Source organism: Micromonospora sp. NPDC050980, assembly GCF_040653835.1.
Classification (GTDB): Bacteria; Actinomycetota; Actinomycetes; order Mycobacteriales; family Micromonosporaceae; genus Micromonospora.
Map to the genome: position 1 here is coordinate 326,206 of NZ_JBFAGS010000003.1, position 15,480 is coordinate 341,685.

Below are 15,480 nucleotides of genomic sequence, written 5' to 3' on the forward strand. Positions count from 1 at the left end.
GCGCCGGTGGGAGACGGCCAGAGCGCGGCGACGCTACGACCGGCAGGTCGTGCGGCGCCGTGCGCTCGTTTCCGGTCAGGCGAGCACGGCCAGGTGGAACGGCCGGTCCACGTGCCCGCTCGCGGCGTGCGTCTCGACGAAGACCGCGTTGGCGATCCCGGCCCGGGGCGCCACGGTGACGACGCCCTGCTGCGCGAGGCCGCCGGTGGCCGGGCCGACCGTTCCGACGTACGCGGCCCGGGCGACGTCCTGGTCGAAGGCGACCTGATACATCCCGACCGCGAGCCGGGTCGCCGACGTGGCACCGAGGCCGCGGATCAGGCCGCCGCCGGCGTCGACCACGGCGAACAGCACGCGCGCGGTGGGCGGCAGGCCGACCGACGAGCATGAGTTGATCTCGTTGTCGATGCGTGCGGCCTCCTGCGCGCTCGGGGTGGGCTGGCCGGTCACTCCCCTCCGCGGTCTGGGGCTGCGCATGGTGATCCTCTCTCCCACCGGTACGCCGGCGGGAGGCGTTCGTGGTACGTCCCGGCGATCAGCGGCGATCAACCTGCTGATTCCGAAGCTATGCCGCGCCGCCGCCCGCCAACCAGCGCCAGCACTGTCCGATCAAGGACAGTCACCGCATCTGAGCTGCGAATACGTCGATCCTGCCGGGTCCGGGGCAGCGACGCGGCCGAGGCCGCGGTGGAGCGGATGACCGGCGGGCCGGGTGCGGAGTGGTTCCGCGCCGGACCGGCGGGATGGTGACGCTGAGCAATCGGGTCGCTACATTTAAGTATGGTGCCCGTACCCGGCGGGAGGCCGCCGGACCCGGTCTACCGTCCCGTGCTGGCCGCTCGCCGGGGCGAACTCGATGCCCTGACCCACCTCGACGACACCGCCGCCGGCCGGCTCGCGCCGATCCTCGACCTCACCTCGGCCGATCCGGGCACGGCGGACGCGCTCGGTCGACTCCCGGCCGGAATCCTGCCCGCCGTGGACGCGACGGCGCTGCCGGACACCCCGGAGCACGATCCGGTCCACTGGGGCGTACCGCTGGTGCCGGTGGTCGGTCTCGCGGACAGCGACCGTCGGTTGGCGGCCCACGGCGCGGCGGCGCGGGCCTGGGCAGGTCGGGCGGTGATCCGGCTGCGGACCGGACCGGACCGCGCCGGGCCGGACGCCACCACCGCCGCCGCGGAACGGGTGTGGCGCTCGACCGGGCTGGCGCCGGAGCAGTGCGACCTGCTGTTGGACGCGGGGGACGTGTGCTGCCCGGCGGACGTGCGGCTGGCCGAGCCGCGCGTGCGGCGCGCGGCCGAGTGGGCCCGGCGGCACGCCTGGCGGTCGGTGACCGTGGCGGCGGGCGGAATGCCACCGGCGCTGGCCCGGCTACCGACCGACGAACCGGTGCGCCTGGACCGCTACGACTGGCTGCTCTGGCAGCGCCTGGCCGACCTGCGGCTGGGCTACGGCGACTACGGGGTGGGCTGCGCGGCACGGGGCGCGGAGGCCCCGGGCGACCGGCTGCCGACGCTGCGCTGGACGGCCGGCGACGCGTGGTGGATCTACCGCTGGTCGCGGCGGGGCGGACGGGGCGACGAGCGCTTCGCCAACCTGTGCCGCACCCTGGTGGCCGCGCCGCACTGGCCGGCGGCCGGGGCCGGCTTCTCGTGGGGCGACCACGAGGTGCTGCGCCGGGCCCGGCGGGGCGCCGGCGCCGGCTCGGAGGCCTTCTGGATCGCCTGGAGCACCTCGCACCACCTGGCGCACGTGCTGGCCGCGCTGGTCCGGCCGGAGCGGGGGCAGCGCGGCGACTCCTGGCGGGCCGACCAGGACGCCCCCGACTGGGGACGCGCCGGCCGGCCGCAGCGCGGCGGGGAGTCCCGCCGCGCCGGCCGAGTCACTCCTTCTCGGTGAACCCGAACTGGACGATGCCCTCGTCGTCGACGACCGCGTCGACGGCGGTGTCGTTGAGCAGCTCGGCAGCGTCGGAGTCCAGGAAGATCCGCGCCCCCTGGTCGTCCACCACCTGGTCACCCTGCACGGGCTGGGGGACCAGTTCGAGGGAGAGCGATCCGGCCTCGGTGTCCGCGGCGATGCGCAGCCCGCCCGCGTCGGCGAGGTCCTGCTGGGCGGCGAGGTCACGGATCACCAGCACGGCGTTGTCGGTCATGGTCAGCATGGCGGAACTCCTCATGGCTGGGGTTCGGAAGTCTCGCGGGCGACATGGCCCACGCGGTCGGCTCGCGACCGGGAAGCGGGCGAAGCGATGCTCGCCGCAGGAAGCGGGGCGGTCGGACGGCCCCTCCCTATCCACCGTGCCCGCTGGCGGCGGATCCGTCAAATGGAGGCGGGTGATCGGCCTCGGCGGTGTGAACAGGGGTTTTCCCTCCAAGGGCCGGTCAAGTCCCTAGGCTTGGGGTGTGGACGACCCACGCAGGTACGCCGCCGAGTTCCTCGGCTCGCTGCTGCTGATCTTTTTCGGCGTGGGCAGCGCCGTCTTCGCCCGGGTTCAGGGCGGCGTGGTGGTGGTCGCCCTGGCCTTCGGCTTCACCATGCTGGCGCTGGTCTACACGATGGGGCCGCTCTCCGGCAGTCACATCAACCCGGCGGTGACGCTCGGTGTGCTGCTCTCCGGGAAGATCTCCCCGCTGGGCGCGGTGGCCTACTGGATCGCGCAGTTCGCCGGCGCCACGCTCGCCGCGTTCGTGATCTGGGCGCTCACCCGGTGGGGTGACGTGGTGGACCAGACCGGCGCGCTCGGCACCAACGGCTACGGCGCGCACATCAACCTGGGCGGCGCTGCCGTGCTGGAGACGGTGCTGACGTTCCTGTTCGTCCTGGTGGTGCTGGTGGTGACCGGTCGCGGCGAGCACGCCGCGTTCGCCGGGGTGCCGATCGGCCTCGCCCTGGCCGCGGCGCACCTGGTCGGCCTCACCCTGGACGGCACCTCGGTCAACCCGGCGCGCTCGTTCGGCCCGGCGCTGTTCGAGGGCGGGACCGCGCTGCGCCAGCTCTGGGTCTTCATTGTCTTCCCGCTGCTGGGCGGCGCGCTCGCCGCGCTGGCCGCGCCGCTGATCCTGCGACCGGGGACGGGCGGGCGGGGACCGGCGGAACGGGTGATGACGCCGCACAGGTGACCCACCGGCGGCAACGGCAACAACCTTTCCCTCCGGGCCCTTTCCCGGAGGAAAGCTCCATGGCAGCATCGGCGCATGCATCCTCGTCTCTTTCCCCGGGCACTCGCGGCGCTCGTGCTGGTCGCCACCGCGGCCACCGCCGGCGCCCCCACCGCGACGGCCGAAGCGCCCACCCCGGCGCAGATTCGGCTGCACGCGACAATCGACGCGGTCCTCGCGGACAGCCGGCTCGACGGGGCGCAGGCGGGCGTGGTCGTGGTCGACACCACCACCGGCCGCACCCTCTACGACCGCAACGGCAGCCGGCGGCTCGTCCCCGCCTCCAACACGAAGCTGCTCACCTCGACCGCGGCGATGGAACTGCTCGGCCCGGGCCACCGGTTCACCACCGACGTCAGCGCCGACGGGCCGCGCCGCGCCGGTCTGCTCTCCGGCGACCTCTACCTGCGCGGCGGCGGCGACCCGACAATGCTCGCGGCGGACTACGACCGGCTCGCCGCACAGGTCGCCGCGACGGGCGTCCGGGTGGTGACCGGCAACCTGGTCGCGGACGACACCCGCTACGACGGCAGCCGGCTCGGTCCGGACTGGACCTGGGACGACGAGCCCTACTACTACGCGGCACAGGTGTCCGCGCTGACCGTCGCCCCGGACACCGACTACGACGCCGGCACGGTGATCGTCAACGCGACGCCCGGCGCGCGGGCCGGCGCCCGGCCGAAGATCTCGATGACGCCGGCCAACGGCTGGCTGCGCATCGACAACCGGGCCGAGACGGTCGCCGACGGCGAGACCACCATCTCCGTCGAGCGGGAGCACGGGAGCAACACCGTGGTGGTGACCGGGCAGATCGCCGTCGGTGAGGCCACCGAGAGCGACTGGGTGACGGTCTGGGAACCGACCGGGTACGCCGCCGACGTGTTCCGGTCCGCGCTGCGCCGGCACGGGGTACGGGTCCTGGGCCGCACGGTGCTCGGCGTGTCCACTCCGGACGACGCCCGACCGTTGGCCCGGCACGACTCGATGCCGCTGGCCGACCTGCTGGTGCCGTTCCTCAAGCTCTCCAACAACGGGCACGCCGAGGTGCTCACCAAGGAGTTGGGTCGGATGCTCTCCGGCTCCGGCACCTGGTCGGCCGGCCTGAGCGCGATCGGCGAGTACGTCGGTGACGCCGGGATGGACACCGGCACGCTGCGCCAGCGCGACGGTTCCGGCCTGTCCCGCCGCAACCTGATCCCGTCGGCGCAGTTCGTCACGCTGCTCTCGGCGGTCCGCGCCGAACCCTGGTTCGACACCTGGTACGCCGCGCTTCCGGTGGCCGGCAACGCCGACCGTTTCGTGGGCGGGACGCTGCGCAGCCGGATGGCCGGCACCGCCGCCGCGAACAACGTGCACGCCAAGACCGGCAGCCTGACCGGTGTCTCCGGCCTCTCCGGCTACGTCACCGACGCCGACGGCCGGCTGCTGGCCTTCTCGATCGTCCTCAACAACTACCTGACCTCGTCGGTCAAGGGGCTGGAGGACCAGATCGCGATCGCCCTGGCCGCGTACACCGAGAAGGAGACGGCGACGGCCCGGCGGACGGTGCCGGCCGCGCCCGACTCGCCGCGGGTGCCGGAGGGGCGGGAGTGCTCCTGGGTCAAGCCGGTCCGCTGCTGACCGCCGGGCCGGCCCGGCGGTCAGGCGCCGGGCCGGTACGGGCCGGGGCCGGCGGCCGGGTCACCCCGCTCGACCAGCGCGTCGATCTCGGCCGGCGGCAGTCCGCGCAGGGCGAGCACCCGGCGCCCCCAGCGGTGCAGCCGGCACGGGTACGGGCTGGCGTCGTTGCGGCAGATCGTCCCGCCCGACCAGATCCGTGGCGCGTGCACCACCACCGCCCGCACCGCGAACTGGACGTCCTCGACCGTCACGTACGGCGGCAGCGGGATCTCCCGCAGCACACCGCCGTCGACGGGTTGGCGGGCGAGGGCCACGGGCGCGGGGCGGCTCATCGGGCGGACCTCCACAGGGGACGGTCGGACGGGACATCGAGAACGTACGCCGCCCGGTCCGGCCGGCGACGGACAAACTGTCCCGGTGACCCGGGAGGGCCGGCGGTCAGCGCAGCGCGACGGCCTGGAGGCTGACGTTGCCGCACTGCCCGAGGGCCTCCTCCACGGTCCAGGTCAGCAGCAGCTTCTCGCCGCGCGGGGCTCGGAACCGGACGGTGAAGTCGGCGGTCATCGCGGTGTGCGGGTCCTCCATCCGGATCGTGCTGGCCGGGCCGCCACCCACCCGCACGTCGAGCCGGCCGCGGGCCATCCAGAGCCCGGCGTAGAGGTGCACGGTGCGGGGTTGGCCGTTGCCGGTCACCGTCAGGCGGAAGCCGCTGCCCCGGTCGCAGGTGTAGACGCCGGACATGGTGCCGCTGGCCGAGGCCACCGGGCTGCCGTCGCGCCAGGCGTACGCCTCCGGGTTGTTGCGGTAGCTCTCCCGCTTCCCTCGGCCGCCCTCGTCCCGGATCTCACCGGAGCCGCCGCGCTTGCGGACCGTCCGGTCGGCGCCGAGCAGGCCCCAGTGGACCCAGTCGGCGACGCCCGCGGCGGTGAGGTCGACCGAGGCGGGCACCTCGGCACGGCTGACCGCGACGGTCGGCGGCGCGGACGTGGCGGGCGCCGCGGTCGAGGGGGACGGGCTCGGCGACGGCGGGTGCTGGCGGGGGCGCAGCCCGGGGGTGACGACCGCGCCGTCGCCCTCGCTCGGCAGCCCCACCCGGCCGGGCGGTGCCACCGGGAGCGCCGCGCTCTCCTCGCGGGGCGTGTCGTGCCGCTCGGCCCCGAGGTAGGCCACCAGCGCCGCCAGGCAGAGGAGCGCGGCCAGGGCCTCCAGCATCAGCCGCCGCCGGCGGCGCAGTCGGCGCAGCGCGGACCGGGTGAGCGGACGGCCCTCTCGGTGCGAGCCGGGGCCGGTTCGTGCACGGTCCTCCTCGCCCACCACACCTCCGCTTCGTCTGACGCGACGCCGCCGGGGAGCGGCCGGAGCGCGACGGGCCTAACCGTGTCACCGCCCGGCCGTTTGCGCCATATGTGCATCGGCGGGCGTTTCCAGTTCGTTACCAAGCGCCGGTCGCGCGGACCGGCTGCGCGGTCGGTCAGCTTACCGTGATCGCCTCCAGCGACACCCCGTCGTTCTGCCCGCCGGTCACCGTGAGGGCCCGCCAACTGATCAGCAGCCGCTGGTCGCGCGGCGTCCGGAAGTGGATGACGAACTGGTAGAAGCGGTCCCCCCGGGCCAGGGCCACCTCCCGGACGGCCGGATCGCCGCCGCCGCCGGAGAGCGAGACGTCGAGCCGCGCCCCGGCCGAGAACGCGCCGACGAACAGCCGCACGGTCCGCAGATCCCCGCTGCCGGCCACGGCGAGCGCGAAGGACTTCCCGGCGCCGCGCTGGAAGACGCCCGCCCGGGTGCCCTCCTCCCGGACCGTCGGCGTGCCGTCGGTCCAGGTCAGCCCCGACGGTCCGGCGTTGTGTTCCAGCCGCGCGCCGCTCGGGTCCTGGATCTCCCCGGTGCTGCGCTGCTTGCGCTGGACGCTGCCCGCGCCCGCGCCGCCCCAGTGCCGCCAGTCCCGTACGCCGAGCAGGGTGAGCGACACCGCCGCCGGCACCGGTTCCTGGTCCACCCCGAGCAGCGGGCCGCCCGGCAGCGCCGGCTCGCCGGTGACCGGCACGACAGTGGGCGGTGCCGCGGTCGGGGCGGGCATCGACCCGGTCGGCGCGGCCGCCGGCACCGCGGGGCGGCGCGGGGGCGCGTCCGGCGGCCGGACGGAGTACGCCAGCGCCACCACCGACGCGGCCAGCGCCGCGGTGGCCAGCACCGCCCGCCGACGTCGGCGCCGGGCCCGCGCCGCGCCGACCCGGGTGGCCGGGGTCTCGGCGGCGGACCCGGCCGCCGGGCGGAAACCTCCGCGCAACCGGGGGTACGCCGCGCGCAGCCGCGTGGCGCCCTCGCGCAGCCGGACCGCGAGCGGGCCGGCCAGCCCGGCGAGCCGCGCGCGCAGGCTCTCCGGGGCGGTGTGCCGCCCGGGTGCGACCGGCGCCGCTCCCCCACCCCCCGAGGGGTACGCACCGATCGGCCGCAGCCCGCCCGGAGGCCACGAGGCGTCCAGGTCGCCCCGCGCCGACGGCCAGCCCGAGGCCGGGCCGGTCAGCCCGGGCCCGGCCGGAGGCAGGCCGGTCAGCCCGGGCCCGGCCGCAGCGGGGCCGACCAGCGGCACCGGCCCGGTCGGCGTCGGCGGTTCGGCCGCCGCGAGGTTCGGATCGTCGGGCAGTCGACGCGGACCGGCGGGCGGTGGCGGCGGGCCGGCCGACTCGACCGGCGCGGCCGGCAGCCAGCCACCGACCCGGATCCCGGACCGCGTGCTGTCGTCCTCAGCCAATGCCCCTCCCTCGGCCGCAGACGCGGGCGGCCGTCACCATGGCTCGCCGCAGGGCAGGATGACACACGCTCCGATCTTCGAAAAGCCGTCGAAGCACACCGATCGCCGCCCGGCCGGCCCGGGCGTGTCGGGTCGGGAAGGAAGGTGGGGTAGAAACGGACATACCTGAGCGTCATAGTTATGACTCTCGGGTATGTCGCTCGTGAGTGAAGGGTCAGCCGACCTGGAAACCGAGGGCCTGGGCCAGCGCCACGGCCTGCTCGACGTCGACGCGCGCCCCGGCGCGTTCGACAGCGGTCGGGTCGAGCGTGGACAGGTCGCTGCCGCGCAGGTCGGCGCGGGTCAGCTTGGCGCCGCGCAACTGGGCGCCGGACAGGTCGACCCCGGTGAGCACCGCGCCGGTCAGGTCGGCGCCGGTCAGGTCGACCTCGCGCATCCGCGCGTCGGTGATCCGCGCCCCGCGCAGGTCGGCTGCCGGCAGCGCGACGAAGGACCAGTCGCCCCGGTCGACCCGCAACGGGCGCAGGTCACAGCGGTCGAAACTGCTGCCGACCAGCTTGCAGCCGGTGAACTCGGCCTCGAACAGGTTGCACCGGATGAACGTGCACCGGGTGAATGCCGAGTCGGTGTGCCGGGAGGCGTTGAACGCCACGTTGCCGAAGACGCACTCGGTGAAGACCGCGCCCCGGCTGACCGCCTCGGTGAGGTCGACGTCGAGGAACTCGCACCGCACGTAGCGCCGGTCGGCCAACTCTTCGGCGTACCAGTCCTGGTGGCGGTAGGTGACGTCCTCGGCGGGCTCCGGCATACCGCCGAGACTAGTGTGGCCGGCCGACACTTCCGGCGCGCCGTACCGGCGGGTAGGTTCGCGGAGGTGAGCGTCGCAGTGAGCACCGACCCCGACCGTCTCGGCTTCGATTCCGCCCGGCTGACCCGGATCGACGAGCACTTCGCCCGCTACGTCGACGACGGTCGGCTCGCCGGCTGGCAGATCGTCGTCACCCGCCGGGGCGAGATCGCCCACTCGTCGACGTACGGGCAGCGCGACCGGGAGGCCGGCACGCCGGTCGAGGCGGACACGCTCTGGCGCATCTACTCGATGACCAAGCCGATCACCTCGGTCGCCGCGATGATGCTCTGGGAGGAGGGCCGGTTCGAGCTGACCGACCCGGTCAGCCGCTGGCTGCCGGAGTTCGCCGACGTCCGGGTCTACGACCGGGGGTCGGTGCTCAAGCCGTACACCGTGCCGGCGACCGAGCCGATCCGCATCTGGCACCTGCTCACCCACACCTCCGGTCTGACGTACGGCTTCGCCCAGGTCTCGGTGGTCGACGGCCTCTACCGGGCGGCCGGCTTCGACCTCGGCGTGCCCCCGGGCACGGACCTCGCCGCCGCCTCGGCCGGGCTGGCCCGGCTGCCGCTGCTCTTCCAGCCGGGCACGAGCTGGAACTACGGCGTCTCCACCGACGTGCTGGGCCGCCTGGTCGAGGTGGTCTCCGGGCAGTCACTGGCCGCGTTCTTCACCGAACGGATCCTGCGTCCGCTCGGGATGACCGACACCCGCTGGTGGGTGGACCCGGCGGACGCCAAACGGCTGGCCGCGCTCTACGCCCCGCACCCCGCGACCGGCCAGGCGGTACGCGCCGACAAGCTCGGCCGGGCCGCGCTGGCGGAGCCGAGCTGGCACTCCGGCGGCGGCGGGCTGGTCTCCACCGCGGCCGACTACCACCGCTTCACCCAGTTCCTGCTCCGCGACGGCGAGCTGGACGGGGTACGCCTGCTCGGCCCCCGCACGCTGCGCTTCATGACCCGCAACCACCTGCCCGGCGGCCGGGACCTCGCCTCGTTCTCCCCGGAGGGGTTCAGCGAGACCGTCCTCGACGGGATCGGCTTCGGGCTGGGCTTCGCCGTGGTGCTGGACCCGGTGCCGGCGCGGGTGCCCAGCAGCACGGGCGAGTACTACTGGGGCGGCATGGCCAGCACCGCGTTCTGGGTGGATCCGGTGGAGCAGGTCACCGCGCTGCTCTTCACCCAGCTCATGCCGTCGAGCACCTACCCGCTGCGCAGCCAGTTGCGCCAGCTCGTCTACTCGGCGCTTGTCGACTGAGCGCGGCCGGGCCGGCCGCGCCGATCGAACCGGCCGGGCGGGTTCCGGCGGAACGGCACCCGGTCGCCGCCACGCTGCCTAGCCTGTGAGGCATGAGCGACATCGTCGTGTTCGGCGCCGGTGGGACGGCCGGCTCCCGGATCGCCGCCGAGGCGGTCGAGCGGGGGCACCGGGTCACCGCGGCGGTCCGCCGGCCGGAGGCGGTCGGCTACCTGCCGCCCGGCGTACGCACGGTGACCGGCGACGCGACCTCGGCGCGGAGCGTGCGCGAGCTGGCCGAGGGCGCAGACGTGCTGGTGGTGGCGATCGGCGGCGGTGAGCGCGAGCTGTGGCGCGACGCCGCGCGGACGCTTGTCGACACGCTTCGTGAGCTGCCCGAGCCACCCCGGGTGATCCATGTCGGCGGTGGCGCGACGCTGCTCACGTCGAACGGCACCCGATTCCTGGACGAGTCGGACTTTCCACCCGAATATCGGGACTCGGCGCAGGGGCAGGCCGACGCCCTGGAGTTCTACCGCTCCTCGGCCGACGGGGTGACCTGGACCTACGTCTCCCCGCCACCGTTGGAGTTCCACCCCGGCGAGCGGACCGGGCACTACCGCACCGGCACCGACCACCCGGTGACCGACGCGCAGGGCCGCTCGGTGCTCACCTACGAGGACCTGGCGGTGGCGATCGTCGACGAGATCGAGAACCCGAGGTTCGGCAACGCGCGCTTCACCGCCGCGTACTGATCAGTCGGCCAGCCGGGCCGGGAAGCCGCCGGTGGCGATCGGACCCCAGGCGGAGATCGTCACCCGGATCAACGACTTGCCCTGCGCGACCATGGCGGCCCGGTACTCGTCCCAGTCCGGGTGCTCACCGGAGATGCTGCGGAAGTAGTCCACGAGCGGGTCCAGCGCCGCCGGCAGGTCGAGCACCTCGGCCACGCCGTCGACCTGCACCCACGGGCCGTCCCAGTCGTCGGAGAGCACGCACGCCGAGACGCGGGGGTCGCGGCGGATGTTCGTCACCTTGGCCCGCTCGGGATAGGTGGAGATGACCAGCCGACCCTCGGCGTCGACGCCGCAGGAGACCGGGGACGACTGGGGCCGGCCGTCGGCGCGGGTCGTCATGAGCACGACGCGGTGCCGGGGGCGGAGGAACTCGGTCAGGGCGTCCCGGTCGACCCGGGTGTTGCGCGCGATGCTGCGTGGCATGCCTCGGTTCTACCAGGCCGGCGGGCGGTTCTCAGCGCGGGCGGGCGGGCGCCCGGCGCGGGGAGACCTGCTCGGGCACGCGGGGGCGCGCGGTGGGCCGCCAGGCACGGCCGTTGGCATAGATCACCCGGAAACCGAGGTACGCGGCGAGCGGCGCCCAGTGCGCCGAACCCATCCGCAGCTCGGCGGCGTTGTGCCGATGCCCGTTGGCCAGCACGTCGAGCAGCACGGTCTCGAAGGCCGCCGACTCGACCCAGTCGACGTCGCGGGTGAAGCCGCAGATCAGCGCCGCGCCGGTGACCTCCAGGAAGCCGCGGAGCGTGGCGTCGGAGGCGCGCAGCACGGAGCAGCTGCCGAAGTAGAGGCGTCGCCCCTCGCAGCGGCCGGCCATCCGCTCGGCCACGTCGGCCAGCTCGACCGAGTCCCAGTCGGTGAGGCAGAGCCGGCTCGGCTCGCCGTGCATGGCGAAGAAGCCGACCCGGTGGTCGGCGTACTGCTTGAGCAGCCAGCGGTCGAGGAAGTAGAACAACTCGTCACGGGTGGCGGCGTCCTTGTGGATGTAGCGGATCCGACCCAGTCGTTCGAGCAGTTCGAGCGTGGGCAGGACGGACCCCCGCTCGTTGAGGTCTCGGTGCCACTGCCCCTCGACGCAGAACACGCCGCCTCGCGCCAACCCCCCACCTCCCCCGTGTGCAGGCCGCCGCCCGGGCCGGTCGATCCGGGCCCGGGAGCAGACGTTACCGCGCGCCTCCGACGCGACCGAATGTGAAGACAATTTCCGCTAATCACCACGAAGACCCCCGGCGGCTGTCACGGTGAGAAGGACGGGACGTATCGGTCGTTCTGCCGTCCCGACCCCAGATCCGCTCTTCATCGGGAGGACTCCTGTGCGCGTCAACACCCTCAAGCGGGCGGCCGTCGCGTTCGCGCTGGCCCTGCCCGGCGCTGCCGTCGCGACCGTCGTCGCCGCACCACCGGCCCACGCCGACGGCTGCTACACCTGGGCCCGGACGCTCGCCACCGGCAGCTCGGGCGCCGACGTCCGGCAGCTCCAGATCCGGGTGGCCGGCTGGGCCGCGTACCGCGGCATCGTCCGGGTCGACGGGCGGTACGGGCCGGAGACCGCCGCCGCGGTGCGGCGCTTCCAGGCCGCGTACGGGCTGCGGGCCGACGGCATCGCCGGCCCGCAGACGTTCGCCAAGATCTACGCCCTCCAGGACGACGACTGCACGCCGAAGCACTTCAGCTACGCCGAGCTGGACAACGGCTGCGGCAAGGGCGGGTGGAGCGGCGGTCCGCTCTCCCCGGCCGCGACTCGGGAGAACGCCGTGCGCGCCATGTGGAAGCTGGAGGCGCTGCGGCGCAGCCTCGGCGACAAGCCGCTCTACGTGACCAGCGGCTTCCGCAGCGTCGCCTGCAACCGGCAGGTCGGCGGCACCTCGGACAGCCAGCACCTGTACGGCGACGCGGCCGACCTGATCTCGCGGAGCCGGACCCTCTGCGAGATCGCCCGGTCGGCGCGCGACAGGGGCTTCAGCGGCATCTACGGCCCCGGCTACCCGGACCACGGCGACCACGTGCACGTGGACTCACGCCGGGAGAACAACAAGGACAGGTCGGCAAACACCACCAACTGGTCCGCCCCGACCTGCGGCATCAACTGACCGAGGTAAGGAGGGGCCCCCTGTTAACGCTTTCGGTAGAGGCGGGGCCCCCGCTTAACACCACGCTCGGGCGGGAGGATCAGCTCGCCCGGGGCCAACTCGGTCGGGCGGTGGGCGCCGACCGGCCGGCGGCGGGACGTGGCCCGGGTCGTACCGGCGGCGCCGCAGCCCGCGGGACGGCGCCGCGCTGACCGGCGGCCGGAGCGGCGGGGCCCGGCCGGACAGCCTGGCCCGCGCCCGGCCGGGCGGTCTGAGCGAGGCCGGGTCGGACGGCCTGCGCCGCGGCCGGGCGCGCAGACGGGCCGGTCAGCACGAACGGGAACGGTACGTGCACGAACGGGTTGCCGTGCCGGATCAGCGCGTCGATCTGGCGCTCGTTCAGCCCGTGTGTCTCCAGCACCCGGCGCCCCCAGCGGTGCAACCGGCACGGGAACGCCGCACCGTCGTTGCGGCACTTCGGCCCCGCGGGCCATTCCTCGGCGGCGTGCACCACCACCGCCCGGACCGCGAGGCGCACGTCCTCGGGGGTCAACGTCGCCGGCACCGGCACGTCACCCAGGATCTGGTCGATGGGATCCCTCGACTGCTCACCAACTCGCACGGCAGGCCTCCCGCAGCTCGGCAGCGGTGCGGCGGACCGGCCGCACCACATCCTCGCCCACTGGTACGGCCGGACACCGGCAGCAGTTCAATGCCGGCACGCGGTGGGCAGTTCCGCCAACCCGCTCACGGCCACGCCGTGGCCCCCAGCTGGCACGGCGGTGGCGTAGCCGGCTCAAGTCGATCTCAAGATCGCTCCGCCGCAGACCAGCTCGGCCGCAGATCTTGGAAGCTCCCGGCCCCTCCAGGGGCACTTTCCTTCCAAGATCTCCATCCAGCCGTGGACCGCACGGGGCGGGGTCAGGCCAGGTTGGCGTCCTGCACCAGTAGCGCCACCTGCACCCGGTTGTTCAGGTCCAGCTTGGTGAGCAGCCGCGACACGTACGCCTTCACGGTCGCCACGCTCATGAACAGCTCGGCGGAGATCTCCGCGTTGGTTCGCCCCCGGCCCAGCAGTAACGCGACCTCCCGCTCCCGCTCGGACAGCCCGCTCAGCAGCCGCGTCGCCCGCTCCTGTCTCGGGTCCGGCCCGGGCGCCGGCGCGACGGCGGTCACGTGTGCGATCAGCTTGCGGGTCACCGCCGGGGACAGGGTCGCCTCCCCCGCCGCGACCCGGCGTACCGCCGCCACGATCTCAGCCGGCGGCGTGTCCTTGAGCAGGAAGCCGCTCGCCCCGGCACGTAACGCCCGTAGCACCTGCTCGTCGGCGTCGAAGGTGGTCAGCACCAGCACCTCGGGCGGCTCCGCCGCCGACCGCAGCGCCTCGGTGGCGGCCAGCCCGTCCACCCGGGGCATCCGGATGTCCATCAGCACCACGTCCGGGGCGTGTGCGGCGATTGCCGCGGGCACCTCGGCGCCGTCGGTGGCCTCACCCACCACGGTCAGGTCGGGTACGCCGCCGAGGATCATCGACAGCGCACCCCGGACCAGCGGGTCGTCGTCCACGATCAGCACCCGCACCTGGTCACTCATCGGACCACCCCCGCCGCCGACCGCAGGACCGCACTCATGCCGCACCGACCGGGCATGCGCCCACGGCCCTCGCTCCGCTCGGTGCGTTCACTCACGCCGCACCGACCGGGCATGCGCCCACGGCCCTCGCTCCGCTCGGTGCGTTCACTCATGCGGCACCGCCCAGGGCAACCACGCGGTCAGCCGGAAGTCGCCGTCGGGGTCGCGGCCGTGGTCGAGTCGCCCGCCGGCCAGCGACACTCGTTCGGCGACGCCGACCAGCCCGGTGCCGGCGCCGGGAATCGCGGTCGCCGGACCGCCCACCGGCCAGGGGTTGCTGATCTCGACCGTCAGCCCGGCGCCGGGGCCGCCGGCCAGCCGGACCGAGACCACCGCGCCGGGCGCGTGCTTGCGGGCGTTGGTGAGCCCTTCCTGCACGATCCGGTACGCGCTGCGCCCGATCGCCACCGGCACCCCAGCCGGCTCGGCCACCTCGTCGACCACGCTGACGCGTACCCCTGCCTCCCGGCTCTCGGCGACCAGCGCGGGCACGTCGCCGAGCGTCGGCTGCGGCCGTTCCGGGGTGGCCTCGGAACCCACCTCGGCCCGCAGCACCCCGATCACCTCGCGCAGGTCCTGCAGCGCGGCGTGCGCGCTGGCCCGGATCACCCCGGCCGCCCGGGCGACCTCCTGCGGCGGCGCGTCCGGGCGGAACTCCAACGCCCCGGCGTGCAGGCTGAGCAGGGAGATCCGGTGGGCGAGCACGTCGTGCATCTCCCGCGCGATCCGGCCGCGTTCGAGCCGGCGGGCCTGGTCGAGCCGGAGTTGCTGCTCGGCCTCGGCCCGCTCGGCCCGGTCGCGCAGCGACAGCACGAGCTGGCGTCGGGCCCGGACGAACAACGCCCAGGCCACCGCGATGCCGAGGAACAGCACGGTCCAGGCCATGGCCGCCCAGAGCGGCATGGCCGGGTCGGGGCGCAGCGCGATGTAGGGCAGCGCCGTGATCAGGTGCCAGCCGAGCAGCGTCAGCCCCACCGGGAGCGGCCGGTGCACCAGCACGGTGAACAGCAAGATCAGCAGCACGGCCCCGGCGGTGACGGAGAAGAGCGCCAGCGGCGCGGTGGCCACGGCCAGCCCGATCGGCCAGCGGCGGCGCAGCCAGAGCGCGCCGGTCGCCAGCAGACCGGCGAGCAGGTCGAGCCCGATCAGCCAGTCCGGCCCGATGTTGAGCGCGAACTCGGGGTCGCGGCTCACCGCGTCCTCGTGCGCGACGAGCACCCAGAGCAGGGCGATCAGGAACAGCAGGCCGTCGACGAACCAGTCCCGCGGGGTACGGCGGGGGGCTCGGGCCGGGACCAGGGAGCCCGGCAGGAGCCAGGGGTGGTCGGGTACGACGACGCTGCTCACCTGCCCAATGCTA

The 15,480-nt window shown here is 74.5% G+C and carries 17 protein-coding genes; 6 read left to right on the top strand and 11 right to left on the bottom strand.

Annotation, left to right across the window (positions count from 1 at the left end):
* Nucleotides 1–75 precede the first annotated feature (75 nt).
* Nucleotides 76–477 carry a hypothetical protein gene (locus tag AB0H28_RS07980; RefSeq protein WP_358035784.1) on the bottom strand — a complete coding sequence of 134 codons (402 nt, stop codon included), beginning with the start codon at nucleotides 475–477 and terminating at the stop codon, nucleotides 76–78.
* A gap of 303 nt (nucleotides 478–780) precedes the next feature.
* Between AB0H28_RS07980 and AB0H28_RS07985 the strand changes: the two genes are divergently transcribed.
* On the top strand, nucleotides 781–1,902 hold the full coding sequence (locus AB0H28_RS07985) for a hypothetical protein (protein ID WP_358035786.1): 1,122 nt from the start codon (nucleotides 781–783) through the stop codon (nucleotides 1,900–1,902).
* Here AB0H28_RS07985 and AB0H28_RS07990 read toward each other — a convergent pair.
* Nucleotides 1,886–2,167, bottom strand: coding sequence for an iron-sulfur cluster biosynthesis family protein (locus AB0H28_RS07990; protein WP_358035788.1), 282 nt, complete (start codon nucleotides 2,165–2,167; stop codon nucleotides 1,886–1,888). The two genes, AB0H28_RS07985 and AB0H28_RS07990, sit on opposite strands and share 17 nt — an antisense overlap.
* Nucleotides 2,168–2,408: 241 nt before the next feature.
* On the opposite strand from AB0H28_RS07990, the gene AB0H28_RS07995 reads away from it, so the two are divergent.
* Both AB0H28_RS07995 and dacB read left to right on the top strand, forming a co-directional pair.
* Nucleotides 2,409–3,125, top strand: coding sequence for an aquaporin (locus AB0H28_RS07995; RefSeq protein ID WP_358035790.1), 717 nt, complete (start codon nucleotides 2,409–2,411; stop codon nucleotides 3,123–3,125).
* Between the two features lie 75 nt (nucleotides 3,126–3,200).
* Nucleotides 3,201–4,784 (top strand): D-alanyl-D-alanine carboxypeptidase/D-alanyl-D-alanine-endopeptidase, encoded by a 1,584-nt coding sequence (gene dacB, locus AB0H28_RS08000; protein WP_358035791.1) that lies wholly within the window; start codon nucleotides 3,201–3,203, stop codon nucleotides 4,782–4,784.
* A 20-nt stretch (nucleotides 4,785–4,804) separates the two neighbouring features.
* On the opposite strand, the gene AB0H28_RS08005 is transcribed toward dacB, so the two are convergent.
* The 4 genes from AB0H28_RS08005 to AB0H28_RS08020 all read right to left on the bottom strand — a co-directional run bounded on the left by AB0H28_RS08005 (nucleotide 4,805) and on the right by AB0H28_RS08020 (nucleotide 8,347).
* Nucleotides 4,805–5,116 (bottom strand): hypothetical protein, encoded by a 312-nt coding sequence (locus AB0H28_RS08005; protein ID WP_358035793.1) that lies wholly within the window; start codon nucleotides 5,114–5,116, stop codon nucleotides 4,805–4,807.
* 106 nt (nucleotides 5,117–5,222) lie between these two features.
* Nucleotides 5,223–6,098, bottom strand: a complete 876-nt coding sequence (locus tag AB0H28_RS08010; RefSeq protein ID WP_358035795.1) for a hypothetical protein — start codon at nucleotides 6,096–6,098, stop codon at nucleotides 5,223–5,225.
* Nucleotides 6,099–6,255: 157 nt separating this feature from the next.
* Entirely contained in the window at nucleotides 6,256–7,539 is a 1,284-nt protein-coding gene (locus tag AB0H28_RS08015; RefSeq protein ID WP_358035797.1) for a hypothetical protein, read from the bottom strand.
* 214 nt (nucleotides 7,540–7,753) lie between these two features.
* Nucleotides 7,754–8,347, bottom strand: coding sequence for a pentapeptide repeat-containing protein (locus AB0H28_RS08020; protein ID WP_358035800.1), 594 nt, complete (start codon nucleotides 8,345–8,347; stop codon nucleotides 7,754–7,756).
* Nucleotides 8,348–8,413: 66 nt separating this feature from the next.
* On the opposite strand from AB0H28_RS08020, the gene AB0H28_RS08025 reads away from it, so the two are divergent.
* A complete protein-coding gene (locus AB0H28_RS08025) occupies nucleotides 8,414–9,646 on the top strand; it encodes a serine hydrolase domain-containing protein (protein ID WP_358035802.1) in 1,233 nt (410 codons plus the stop codon).
* A gap of 92 nt (nucleotides 9,647–9,738) precedes the next feature.
* Entirely contained in the window at nucleotides 9,739–10,380 is a 642-nt protein-coding gene (locus AB0H28_RS08030; RefSeq protein WP_358035804.1) for an NAD(P)H-binding protein, read from the top strand.
* On the opposite strand, the gene AB0H28_RS08035 is transcribed toward AB0H28_RS08030, so the two are convergent.
* Both AB0H28_RS08035 and AB0H28_RS08040 read right to left on the bottom strand, forming a co-directional pair.
* On the bottom strand, nucleotides 10,381–10,845 hold the full coding sequence (locus tag AB0H28_RS08035; RefSeq protein ID WP_358035806.1) for a PPOX class F420-dependent oxidoreductase: 465 nt from the start codon (nucleotides 10,843–10,845) through the stop codon (nucleotides 10,381–10,383).
* 31 nt (nucleotides 10,846–10,876) lie between these two features.
* Nucleotides 10,877–11,518, bottom strand: a complete 642-nt coding sequence (locus tag AB0H28_RS08040) for a hypothetical protein (protein ID WP_358035808.1) — start codon at nucleotides 11,516–11,518, stop codon at nucleotides 10,877–10,879.
* Between the two features lie 214 nt (nucleotides 11,519–11,732).
* Here AB0H28_RS08040 and AB0H28_RS08045 point away from each other — a divergent pair, with 214 nt between their 5' ends.
* The gene (locus AB0H28_RS08045) at nucleotides 11,733–12,509 is read left to right on the top strand and encodes a D-Ala-D-Ala carboxypeptidase family metallohydrolase (protein ID WP_358035810.1); all 777 of its coding nucleotides are present in this window, start codon (nucleotides 11,733–11,735) and stop codon (nucleotides 12,507–12,509) included.
* A gap of 79 nt (nucleotides 12,510–12,588) precedes the next feature.
* Here AB0H28_RS08045 and AB0H28_RS08050 read toward each other — a convergent pair whose 3' ends face one another.
* From AB0H28_RS08050 to AB0H28_RS08060, 3 genes are all read right to left on the bottom strand, one after another.
* Nucleotides 12,589–13,110 (bottom strand): hypothetical protein, encoded by a 522-nt coding sequence (locus tag AB0H28_RS08050; protein WP_358035812.1) that lies wholly within the window; start codon nucleotides 13,108–13,110, stop codon nucleotides 12,589–12,591.
* A gap of 299 nt (nucleotides 13,111–13,409) precedes the next feature.
* On the bottom strand, nucleotides 13,410–14,081 hold the full coding sequence (locus AB0H28_RS08055; protein ID WP_358035814.1) for a response regulator transcription factor: 672 nt from the start codon (nucleotides 14,079–14,081) through the stop codon (nucleotides 13,410–13,412).
* Between the two features lie 144 nt (nucleotides 14,082–14,225).
* Nucleotides 14,226–15,467: a histidine kinase gene (locus AB0H28_RS08060; RefSeq protein WP_358035816.1), complete on the bottom strand. Its 1,242-nt coding sequence runs from the start codon at nucleotides 15,465–15,467 to the stop codon at nucleotides 14,226–14,228.
* Nucleotides 15,468–15,480 lie beyond the last annotated feature (13 nt).

Coding starts and splice junctions, on each gene's coding strand:
- AB0H28_RS08020 (WP_358035800.1), bottom strand. CDS start 8,347: ATGCCGGAGCCCGCCGAGGACGTCACCTACCGCCACCAGGACTGGTAC.
- AB0H28_RS08030 (WP_358035804.1), top strand. CDS start 9,739: ATGAGCGACATCGTCGTGTTCGGCGCCGGTGGGACGGCCGGCTCCCGG.
- AB0H28_RS07980 (WP_358035784.1), bottom strand. CDS start 477: ATGCGCAGCCCCAGACCGCGGAGGGGAGTGACCGGCCAGCCCACCCCG.
- AB0H28_RS08055 (WP_358035814.1), bottom strand. CDS start 14,081: ATGAGTGACCAGGTGCGGGTGCTGATCGTGGACGACGACCCGCTGGTC.
- AB0H28_RS08005 (WP_358035793.1), bottom strand. CDS start 5,116: ATGAGCCGCCCCGCGCCCGTGGCCCTCGCCCGCCAACCCGTCGACGGC.
- AB0H28_RS07985 (WP_358035786.1), top strand. CDS start 781: ATGGTGCCCGTACCCGGCGGGAGGCCGCCGGACCCGGTCTACCGTCCC.
- AB0H28_RS08035 (WP_358035806.1), bottom strand. CDS start 10,845: ATGCCACGCAGCATCGCGCGCAACACCCGGGTCGACCGGGACGCCCTG.
- AB0H28_RS07990 (WP_358035788.1), bottom strand. CDS start 2,167: ATGCTGACCATGACCGACAACGCCGTGCTGGTGATCCGTGACCTCGCC.
- dacB (WP_358035791.1), top strand. CDS start 3,201: ATGCATCCTCGTCTCTTTCCCCGGGCACTCGCGGCGCTCGTGCTGGTC.